Raw genomic sequence first — 9,991 nt, 5'->3', positions numbered from 1 at the left:
GGCCCCGCCCCCACACGGGGGGAGGGGAGCATTCCCCCCTCTCCCCTTGTGGGAGAGGGGGGCAAGGGGGGTGAGGGGACCATCCCCCCGTGGGTGAGGGGGGCAAGGGGCGCATTCCCCCCTCTCCCGGCCCTGCCCCTGTTGCCCCCACCCCCGGCCCCTCCCCCACAAGGGGGTGCTCCCTCATCCCCGGCTTGCTACTCGGTATCTGTGCGTCTGTGTCTCTGAATGGGAGTGCGAGCTTGTAACCACCGCCCCTGCTACGGCTGCAACAGACTCGCCAATAACCGATTTATCCTTCGGTACGGCGACTCTGGCAATGTCTTACCGCAAGCCTGTTCGTAGAGCTGACGCAAGTGCGGCACAATCTGATCGGCTGCCGATGGATGGGCTGCATCGCCAGCAAACGCACGGGCTAGACCGGCTTTTTGTACGCCTTCGAGGCTGTGGGTCAGCTCGTTGCGCCGCTTGACGAGATTATCGAGCTTAGCAATTGAGACTAGCAGGTTATGCCGCGGGGTTATGAGCTTTTCAAGCAGCTCGCGCAACACTGACCGATCGGCATGCAAATCACGGCTCAGGTCGCGGTCGCGGGAAAGCGTGAACGACTGCCGTTGGAGCCATTCACGGGCAAGGTAGACCCCATCGTCGTCGGGTAGACCGCGCCGATTACGAAAACGAGCGCCGTGTTGGAGACACAGATACCGCAGTAGGTTTTCTTCAAAACGTACCACTTGGGTAAGAAAGTCGGCGTACAATCCAATTTCATAGCGAGCGGCGGCAGCATGCACGACCTCGGCCAAACGCATAGAACGGTCGACTTGGGTCACTTGAGCACGTAGCTCGTTGATCACGTCTTGCCATGGCCCAGCCCGCTGAACTTTTTCCAACGCGCGGCGAGCGTTGAGAAAATCGAAGTTGAAACGATGATGGGCATAGGCGAGTAGCGGGGCAAGCAACGAGGCTGCTACCGGATTAAGTCGGTCGGTGATGATAGCTTCTTGTTCGAGCAGGGTTTTGGCCGCAGCAGCGTAGGCGTAAGTGTCAGCGTTGGAACGCAGCGTAGCGCGCAACGGTGCCGCTAACAGCCGACGACCGGTATTGAGCGCGACTGGCGCTGCATGTGGTTGTGGTGGGATCGAGAGCACTTCGGTGCGGCCACCGAAAGCTTCAGTACCGGCAATGAGCAGGCCGGTCGTCATTGCCGGTGTACCACCGGTCACTTCGAGAAATGCGGTGTGTCGAGGATAGCGCTGCGCCAACGACAGCAGTTGGCGTTCGAGAAAACGCAACGTGCCGTCATAGTCTGATGGATCACTTCCCCGGCCCTGTTCGTCTTGAATGATCCACGTGATAATTTGGTCGGGTGCAAGCGGTGAGTAGGGTGTCAATCCATCGGCGAGCAGCCGGGCAATAATCGCTGCCGAATATACGGTATCGCTATCTCGAAACGTGACAGTGTCCGGCTGATCAGAAGCGATCAAGATCACTTGGGTGAGCACAACCCCTCGTTCGGCCAGATAGCTTAGTGCCTTACCAATGATTGGCAGGGTAAAGCTCGTGCGCAGTTCATCGTACTGCGCGAGCGCGGTCTGCGCCCACTGCCGTTCACGGGACGCAGTTTTGGGCAGCTCGTCACATCTGACATCACGAGTACCAACGTTACAGATCAAGAGTGCATTCATAGGCTGCGTTGCAGTTCGCTCCGTACCCGCTCGGCAATTCGGTCGAAGGGCGACTCAGTGTCAGCAATGTCGAGCTGGCGCATAATGTTGTGCAAATCGGTAATGATCTTCTCAGCATCGTCTTTGTAAATTGCCTCAATTGCCTCGCGCGATACGCCGGCAAAGCCATGAGCGATCACACTCTGGTTCCGCAGCTCAGCCAGCCTGTCAAGCCGGTCAAGCATCGCCTTAACTGCACCGAGCCGTTCCCGCTCTTTTTTCGTAGCAAATGGCGTGCCATCAGCCCGCTTACCGCCATCACGGACAAATTCGAGCATTGCTTGCATTACCGGTCGGTTGGGGCCATCACGATAGCGCAGCGGCTTGCCATCAATGGTCTTCGCTTCAAGATGGGAGCGCAGATCAGGATGAGCATCAATCTGTTCGAGATAGCGAGCCAAATTCGCCTCACGCACCTCTTTGCTGAAATCGGTCGGCAAACTGAGATAGCGCTCGACGACCAAGCGCAGCACACCTTCTTGGAAGCGAAAGATGCGGCCAAGCATATCGGCGTAACGGCCATTGCGGTAGGCAATCTCGGCATTGTAGGCAACCTCGCAGAGCAACGCTGCTGGATCACTGTACTCACTGAGCTGGCGCAGATTGTCGCGTAGTTCGGCGCAGAAAGCGCGCTGCGACCCGCTGGCGTGCCGTTCGGCCCGCTCGATGGCCTGTTGGGCGCGTTGGAAGTCGAATGCCTCACGGTAGACGGCATACTCAAGCAGTGCCACGATCCAATCAGCTACCTTAGCCCGCCGCGCACCGAGCAACGCTGCCGGGAAGTTGTACTGTTCAAGTGCAGCTATCGCGTTCATGCGCTGAAAGGATTCAAGCATCTTTTCGCCAATCCGTAGCTCGGTGACGCGACCGCCTTCAGGCGGGTAGATGAACCGGCAGCGCTCGGCATAGGCGATAATGGCTTGCAATTGCAGAGCAAAGTTACAGGCTGGAATACCGCCGGCGGTAAGAATGTAGCATACTTCAACCGTTGGATCAGCCAGACGGGCCAGCAGGTGGGTATAGGCTTCAAACACCTCATCGTAAACACTTGGATTGAGGTCTGGCCCATGCCTACTTTCAATCCGCTCGGTATGCACCTCGGTTATCCAGTCAGCGTACTGCGTTTGCACCCACCGTGCAGCGATCCGAGCGAACCAGATCGTATCTTTGTCACGCAAGCTAACACCGAAGCGATCAGGTCGGGTGGTTATCTGATTTTCCGGCTGGTCGGTGTAAAAGCAGATCAGACGCGCCGATGCGTGCGGATGCTGTTGGCGAATGTAATTCAAGCACGGCGCGATGATCGGCAGGTCGAACTGATGATCGGCAAATGTGCGCCAGAGCGCTTCTCCGTCAGGTCGTGGACGCTGCGGACGCTGACCGTCGGCGATGAGATCGCTGTTGCCAACATTGCACATGATGAGGATGGTCATACTCAGTTGCCTCCTTACAGCGAAACGGCTCATGGGTGCGCACGGATCGTGACGGATTAGCCCGGCTTGGTTCACCCACCCGACCCTATGCCCATCCGTGGTCTGTTGCCCACCTTCTTTTGTCGCATAGGCCACGGATGGATATGGATCGTCGTGAACCGTTTCTCAACCGTTCCGTTCCTCAATCGTCACGCACACCCAACCCAACGGCAGCCACGGTTGGCCATTACGCATAATGACTTTGCGCGTCGCCGGAAAGGCATCGCCGGGTTGAAACCGTTCTGAGCGCTGACGGTTGAGTTTCATGTTGTATTGTTTGACCGCCTGTACAAACGCTTCCTCGCGCTGCTCACCGCGTAAGCGATTATCGAGCGTCTTCGAGCGCCAACCGGCACCCCAGCCGAGCGGAACGAGAAAGGCTGTTGTGCCTTCGAGTTGCCGCAAGCGATCAGCGATGCGGTCGTAAAAGCGAACAAGTTCGGCAGCAGCGGTATGTCGCTTGAAGAATGCCAGTTCGCTTTCGATCAACCCTTGTGCTCGTTGTCGTCCGCTTGCCGCTAACGCCGCCGGTTGTAACCGTTGCGCCCAATCGCCAAAGTCAATAATTGCACGTGCATCACGGTTGGTAAACGGATATTGCTCAATCTGCAAAACGGCAGTGAAAGTAACTCCAGCAGGAATAGCTTCGACAGCAATCGGTGAGCCGCGCGGAAAGACGCGCACTTGCAAGAGCAGCGGACTCTGGGCGATCGGTTGGCTGTCGCTCACATGAACAGTACGCAGCACATCACGCAACATGTCGTGGCTCACTCGCTGGTCATTACGCACCTTGCGCCCGTAAAAGATGGCCTGTTCAATCTGCCTAGCTACGCGACGGTTGTCACGCTCATCGGTGTACGTTTGCAACTGTCTCGTCGCCCGCTCGGACGCCAGCGCCCACGCCAGTACGCTGCGCAATGCCCCCTTGAGCGATGAACCGGGCAGGTAGAGGCGGTCAGCAGGGTTTTTCACGCAGGCGAGAATTGCGCTGTATTCAGATTTCACTTCAGGCTGACCAGCGTAAGCGTAGCGCACAATTGGCGAACCAACAGTCAGATCGTCAGGCGTCAGCAATTTGCTCTCGAGCAGATCGCTAAAGCCACTGTTACGCAGCAGCTCAGGTGGCACGACCGGCCCTACACCGCCAGTCGCAGCGAGTTCCTCACGTTCCTTGCGTAGGCGGGCAAAGGCTTCTTTGATCTTCTCGGCTTCAGTCGCCAGCCGCTGCTCTTCTTTTGCGGCCTTGCGCGGATCGCGCGGCGGCGACTGCTCAAAGCGGGCAATCTCAGCGATGTTGCGTTGCTTCCGCTGTTGTAGCTTCTCTTCGCGCGCGGACAGCTCGGCTTGGCGCTGTTCGGGACTGGGTTGGCGCTCAAGCCAGCGCTGCAACGCCACCTCAAGCGCAGCGTCACTATCAATGACGTAGGTCATTTTGTTGATGACGGTGAAATCAATCTCTTTGAGCAGTGTCTTCCCGCTGAGCACGCACAGCGGGCTAATCGTTTCGATGCGCAGCCGATAGACGTGATTGATGGGCATAACACTCCTTTCGCGACGTGAACGTCACACGACCAGATGGGGTATCAACCGCCAGACGCTGCCGCAGTCTGCTCATCAGGCACCCCCACGGCCAGCGCCAACCCGCTGCGGTAGATCGGGTGCAACACTGTATCATCGGGCCGCACATCGATCACTCGCCCGCTTGGCAGCCGATCAACCATTGCCAACACCGCACCTTCGGCGATCATCATCACCGGTTTGCGCCGCGCAGTGACGCCACCGGCTGCCAGCAGCCACCCACCCACATCCACGAATTGGTACGTCGATCGTTCATCACGCACCAGCGCCAATTCTTCCCTCGTCGGGATGTAGCGCGAAAGCAGCACGGCGCGCCGGTGCGGGCCGGGTAGTGCTAAGGTCAATTCGCTGCGTCGCCACGCAAACGCGCCGTAGCCGTTGGTACGTTTGCCGCCGAGGCCACTCTCGCCCAACAATGTCAGTAAGCGCTCGAAACGGGTCTGCGCCGTAGGGTCGGTAAACGCAACCAGTATGCTCAATCCCGCCCCCGGCGCAAAGAGTACCCGCCCCACTTCATAGTAGGCAGAAGCGGCGCTGCGCCGGTCAAGCGTGACGCGGGGGATCGCATCGACCTGCCAGAGCGGCGTAGTGCGCAACCGTGCCCGCCACGCAGCGTCTGGCTCGCCATTCGCCGGTTTCCATGGCGGTGGCAACTGCCGCGCTTCCGCTTCACTGATCCAGACTTTGCCTTGCTGGAGAGCAATAATCTGCAGTGGCAACGAGCTTCCTTGGCATACTGCCGTGAAGAGCTGTGGCGAGAGGTAGCGCAGCTTTTTCAGTTGCTTCGCTACTACCTCAGCGTCGGTCGCGGGGCGTAACGGCAACAGTGGTCGCGGCAAGAGCGGGAGGCCGCCAATGGTCGGTAGCAACGAACTATGGCGCAGCGGCGGATTCCCCTCTACAAACGGCGCTGCCCATGCCGGCCCACCGTCGGCAGCAGTCTCTCTTTCGCTCACGGCTGCCTGTACCACGAGCGCAGCAAAGAGTGAATCAGAAGCGAGTGTCTCACTCGTCTCTTCTAACCCAATCCCTTGCCGACCAAAATGAAACACAAGCGAAGCCGCAGGCGCGTGCGGCACGAGCTGGTAAACGGTAAATGTAGGCATATCAAGCTCCGCTAGGTCTCCCCGCAATCTCAGCGTCCCGCTCGGCGATGACTCCCGATGAGAAGGGATGGTACAGGTCATAACCCTCCTTCTTCACACCGCTAGCCTGCTGTGCCGAGCGACGTTCGTAAGGGATGAGGAACTCTCAGCTTACGCACCACGCCTCGATATGAGCGCATGCAGACGCGGTCAGGCAGCAAAGAGCCGTTGCAATTCAGCTATCACCCGTGTACGATCTAGCTCGCGCAACGTCGGCGCTGCTACTACTTGCTGTACCTCATTCGAGACGCCGGGACTAAGCCGGCGCGCCGCAATCTGCACCTGTTGCAACTGCACTTGCCCGTTGCCGCGTGACCCCATCCCACCGAGATAGTCATCTTCAAGGTAGGCAAAAGCTTCCAGCAATGCACCAAACAGCTCGACCACCTCGTTCACTTGTTCGCCATTGCCAACGTACACACTGTAGACGGCCTCAGCCGGGCCGAAGACCGCTCCCGCCGGCACTCGCTCAATCTGACGCGGTGCAGCCGCTGAGGTCACCCGGTCAATTGCTGCTTCCCACTTCACCTCGGTATAGGGCAGATCGGTGCGCAACTGGCGCAGCTCCTGCTCGGACTCTTTGGTCAACGGCACGTCACGGATCGCGAGGCGGGTCGGGACACTAACGGTACACTCTTTGTGGCTCGGCAAGGTGCCGAACACGCCGGCAATCGGGCGAAAGCGCCGATACTCGTCTTGCGTTGTTGGCACATGCACGTACACACCATCATTCACGCGGAAGGTTTGCGGTGCGCCGTAGACCTTCTCCATCAACGAGCGCAGCTTACCCTTCAACGACGAACCGGGAATGTAGGGCTGATTCGTGCGTGGATTGCGAATGACCGGCTTATCAAGACCACCAATCTCAAGCCCGCCGGCAGCACCACCAATATGCAGACCGGTTAGCAGCTTAATCTCGGCGCGCAGAAAGATACGACCATGCAGAGTCACGGCGTGGGTTGTCATCGCTGAAAAACCTCCCCTGCTCAATTCGTCTTGCCACCGTAGTAGCGATGGTAGGCCAAGATTGCCTCAAACAGATCGACGAAGGTATGAAAACGACGTGCATCGTCACCAACCAGATCAATCGCCTTCGAGATCGTGTCGGCAAAAGCGCGGAGCGCCTTATTGTTGCTGAACCGTCCCACCTGATACGCCAACTTCGGCTTAAGCATCAGCAGTCGGCGTTGCACGGTTATCGGCAGCTTTTCGGCGCCAACCGGCACCTCTTGCTCGATAGAGCGCACCTCGCCAAAGATGTTGCGAATCTGCGAGGTGGTGAGACTGCTGCTCAACTCTCTGCCAAACCGATTGGCTTCCGCCACTAATGCTTGCATGGCCTCAGGCGTAGTGTTGCCGATGATCGCCCGCAAACGCTCTTCAGCAATCGCTTGGATCGAATCTTTACCCGGTTGACCGCCCATCTGGGTTCGCACCATAGCCATAGCTCCTTTCTTCACGATCCATGCCTTCTATCGACCGCCACGCAACACCAACTGCGCCCAGCGTGCCGCCAGCCCTGCTGGGAAGATCGCCCGCTGCGCCACCGCCTCAGCGCTGAGCAAACGCTCGCGCAGCGCCTCAATCTGCGATTTTACACTCCCCGACCGCTCGGCAAGGCGAGTCAGGTGATACGCACCTTGCCACATCCACGGCCCCACAATCACCTGCTCGGTGCCGGTGCGGGTGAAGCTGCGTCGTGCCCGTACTGCCATCGTTTGGATCGCCATCAACACACTACGCGGCACACCACGGTTGATCAGATCGAGCAATTCGTCCTTGAGCTGCACCGCTTGCCGAAACTCACTCCAGCTTAGGGTCTGACCGAGAAACGTTATTGCGTCTTTCCGCCGACCATCGGCATGCTCATACGCCTTTGCCGCATCGAGCGCATTGCCAGCATCTTCTGCCGCCTGATACAGTGGATAACCAGCGTGGTGCAGGGTAATTCCCGCCGAGAGCGTCACCGCATTGCTCGTGTAGCGCGCAAAATCGTCATAGATCGTCAGCGCCAATTCAGGAATGAGTGACCACGACCCGACCAAAAAGAGATCGTCGCCGCCACTGTAGACCGCATAGATACCACCATTGCCACGCTGATTAAACCGGCGACACAGTTCGCCGACCCAACCCTCGAAGAAGCGACTGAGCGCACTGCTCAGGGCCGCAGTGACGGCAAGACCGGCAATACCGGCAGGCCGGTGCAAACCACGCCCAAACAGATCACCGAGGTTATCAACATCCATGCGCAACACTGCAATCCGAGGTACTCCGGTGCTCAGGGCAGCAAGCAGGTTAAACGGCGCCACATCACCAACACGCACCTCATCCGCTTGCACCGGATCGAGTTGACGGTAACGCGACATATCGTGCTCGCGCAAACGGTACGCCTCGGTAACAAGATACCGCTGACCAAGCAGCCACGCCCGCGATGTATCGGCTGCCGCTGCCTCATCATCGAGCGCCAATGCTCGGCGGCGCTGCACCGGCAACCGCACCTGCCCAACCAACTCGTAATTAATCCCCAACTCGCTCACCACACTCCGCCACGTCGCCCCACCTGTCGGCGACGCAGTAGTATCGACTAGCAGCACCGCTGCACGGGTCAACTGACGCCCCAACTCGGCCAACGACTCGCCCAAAGGATCGGGCGCGTCATTGCTATCGTTCCGTGGCGGACGGAGGGGACGTGGCGCGAAGAGACGGGCAAAGTCATCCTCATTCAACGCTGCAAACCGCCGCCGTTTATCACTGTCAATCGCCGCTGATAACGCCGGCCACGTCTGATCACTGTACTGATCGGGGGCAAACGGGGTCGTTGCCCCTAACGCGATATACAGCGCGCCGCGATGGTAGCGCAGCAAGGTTTGAGCAAGCTGCTGTCGCCAAGTCACTATCTGCTCGGCGGCTTTGCCGGGCAACAGAGTATAAAAGCGGCCACCGCCAGCATAAAGCAGATTGCACAGCGGCATCTGACTCTCACGTAGCACCCACTGCGCACAAGCATCGGTCAGCAACTGCAAATAGAACGAACGTCCACGCAACTGGCGCGCGGCACCTTCGGCAGGAATGCTGTAGAGAAAATCCTGCAATCCAGACACATCGCCGCCAAGAAGACAGATCTGACCGTGCGGATCAGCGACGTGCGCCGCCTGTACCGCTGCGTGCAAGCGGGCAAGGTCGTAGAGCGACACGGCTGCCAACGGCGATGGCCATGCCCATGCGTAGCGCTGCAACGCATTAAGCAGCCATTCAAGCCGCGTAGCCAGATCAGGCGCTTGGATCGCCTGCTGGAAAGCAGTGCGCAACGCTTGGCGCAGACGATCATCCGGCGGTTGCGGCGTAGGTTGAGGAAAGAGCACTGCATCGTGACAGTGCAACGGCGCCGGCGTTTGCCACGCTGCCGGTTGCTGGCCCTGCTCAAGCCGGGTAAAGATGGTAGCGATTCGGTCAGGTATTGCCGGCCAACCCGCCTGCGGCGATTGACCAACGACCTGCCACGCCGTTGCGGCAAATGCCAGCGGTGGCGCCTCATGAAGAGCAGCCTGTATCCATGCCCGCAACACATTCACTGCAACGGTTGTTGGATCAGAAACAGTCATACGTCCTGCTCCGTGGCAACTGAGTGAAACTGACAAAGAAACTGATGATGCGTACAATGAACATACTGCGTACTCGCTTAAACCAAGTTAGGCGTCTCGCTTGCTTTTCAGGCAAGAAAATTCTATTAGAATAATATCACTTTAACAACGAAGAAATTTCATCCCTGTTACCCACTCAACTCGAATCGAGACTCCGCCAACGCCCTCGGCACCGATCACAAGTACTATAATAGCAAAAAGGGCGTTCACAAATGTGGATCAGGAGTCGGTTTTTGATGACAATTTACGCAGGTCACCGAACGAGCCTGTGAACAGTGGTAGGGCAGGCTTCGAACCCGCTTCTTTCCCCCATTTGGAGGCGACGCCAGCGGTGGGGAACACCACCTTATCCACACCACCCGCCCTCCCCGTAGGGCGGCACTTATTCCGCCCCTCCCCGCCACCCGCGTGGGGGAGGGCCGGGGGTGGGG

At 58.5% G+C, this 9,991-nt stretch carries 7 protein-coding genes; all 7 read right to left on the bottom strand.

The window, feature by feature from the left end:
- Positions 1-260 precede the first annotated feature (260 nt).
- Entirely contained in the window at positions 261-1,685 is a 1,425-nt protein-coding gene (locus Q1A00_RS05315) for a hypothetical protein (RefSeq protein ID WP_298482934.1), read from the bottom strand.
- Positions 1,682-3,157, bottom strand: coding sequence for a hypothetical protein (locus Q1A00_RS05310; RefSeq protein WP_298482936.1), 1,476 nt, complete (start codon positions 3,155-3,157; stop codon positions 1,682-1,684). Before Q1A00_RS05310 ends, Q1A00_RS05315 begins: the two co-directional genes overlap by 4 nt.
- A 165-nt stretch (positions 3,158-3,322) precedes the next feature.
- Positions 3,323-4,735: a type III-A CRISPR-associated RAMP protein Csm5 gene (gene csm5 / locus Q1A00_RS05305; protein ID WP_298489948.1), complete on the bottom strand. Its 1,413-nt coding sequence runs from the start codon at positions 4,733-4,735 to the stop codon at positions 3,323-3,325.
- A gap of 44 nt (positions 4,736-4,779) precedes the next feature.
- Complete coding sequence (csm4, locus tag Q1A00_RS05300) at positions 4,780-5,880, bottom strand: type III-A CRISPR-associated RAMP protein Csm4 (RefSeq protein WP_298406347.1); 1,101 nt, start codon at positions 5,878-5,880, stop codon at positions 4,780-4,782.
- 189 nt (positions 5,881-6,069) lie between these two features.
- Entirely contained in the window at positions 6,070-6,885 is an 816-nt protein-coding gene (gene csm3, locus Q1A00_RS05295) for a type III-A CRISPR-associated RAMP protein Csm3 (RefSeq protein ID WP_298406345.1), read from the bottom strand.
- Between the two features lie 20 nt (positions 6,886-6,905).
- A complete protein-coding gene (csm2, locus tag Q1A00_RS05290; protein WP_298406343.1) occupies positions 6,906-7,358 on the bottom strand; it encodes a type III-A CRISPR-associated protein Csm2 in 453 nt (150 codons plus the stop codon).
- A gap of 33 nt (positions 7,359-7,391) precedes the next feature.
- Positions 7,392-9,521, bottom strand: a complete 2,130-nt coding sequence (gene cas10, locus Q1A00_RS05285) for a type III-A CRISPR-associated protein Cas10/Csm1 (protein WP_299755598.1) — start codon at positions 9,519-9,521, stop codon at positions 7,392-7,394.
- Positions 9,522-9,991: the final 470 nt, after the last annotated feature.

The organism is uncultured Chloroflexus sp. (assembly GCF_938091255.1).
Classification (GTDB): Bacteria; Chloroflexota; Chloroflexia; order Chloroflexales; family Chloroflexaceae; genus Chloroflexus.
Note: the sequence above shows the minus strand (reverse complement) of the source record. Positions and strands in the feature narration are given on the sequence as shown.

Bases quoted from the DNA above. Each gene is read 5' to 3' on its own strand.
- csm5 (WP_298489948.1), bottom strand. From the start codon at position 4,735: ATGCCCATCAATCACGTCTATCGGCTGCGCATCGAAACGATTAGCCCG.
- csm3 (WP_298406345.1), bottom strand. From the start codon at position 6,885: ATGACAACCCACGCCGTGACTCTGCATGGTCGTATCTTTCTGCGCGCC.
- cas10 (WP_299755598.1), bottom strand. From the start codon at position 9,521: ATGACTGTTTCTGATCCAACAACCGTTGCAGTGAATGTGTTGCGGGCA.
- Q1A00_RS05315 (WP_298482934.1), bottom strand. From the start codon at position 1,685: ATGAATGCACTCTTGATCTGTAACGTTGGTACTCGTGATGTCAGATGT.
- csm2 (WP_298406343.1), bottom strand. From the start codon at position 7,358: ATGGTGCGAACCCAGATGGGCGGTCAACCGGGTAAAGATTCGATCCAA.
- csm4 (WP_298406347.1), bottom strand. From the start codon at position 5,880: ATGCCTACATTTACCGTTTACCAGCTCGTGCCGCACGCGCCTGCGGCT.
- Q1A00_RS05310 (WP_298482936.1), bottom strand. From the start codon at position 3,157: ATGACCATCCTCATCATGTGCAATGTTGGCAACAGCGATCTCATCGCC.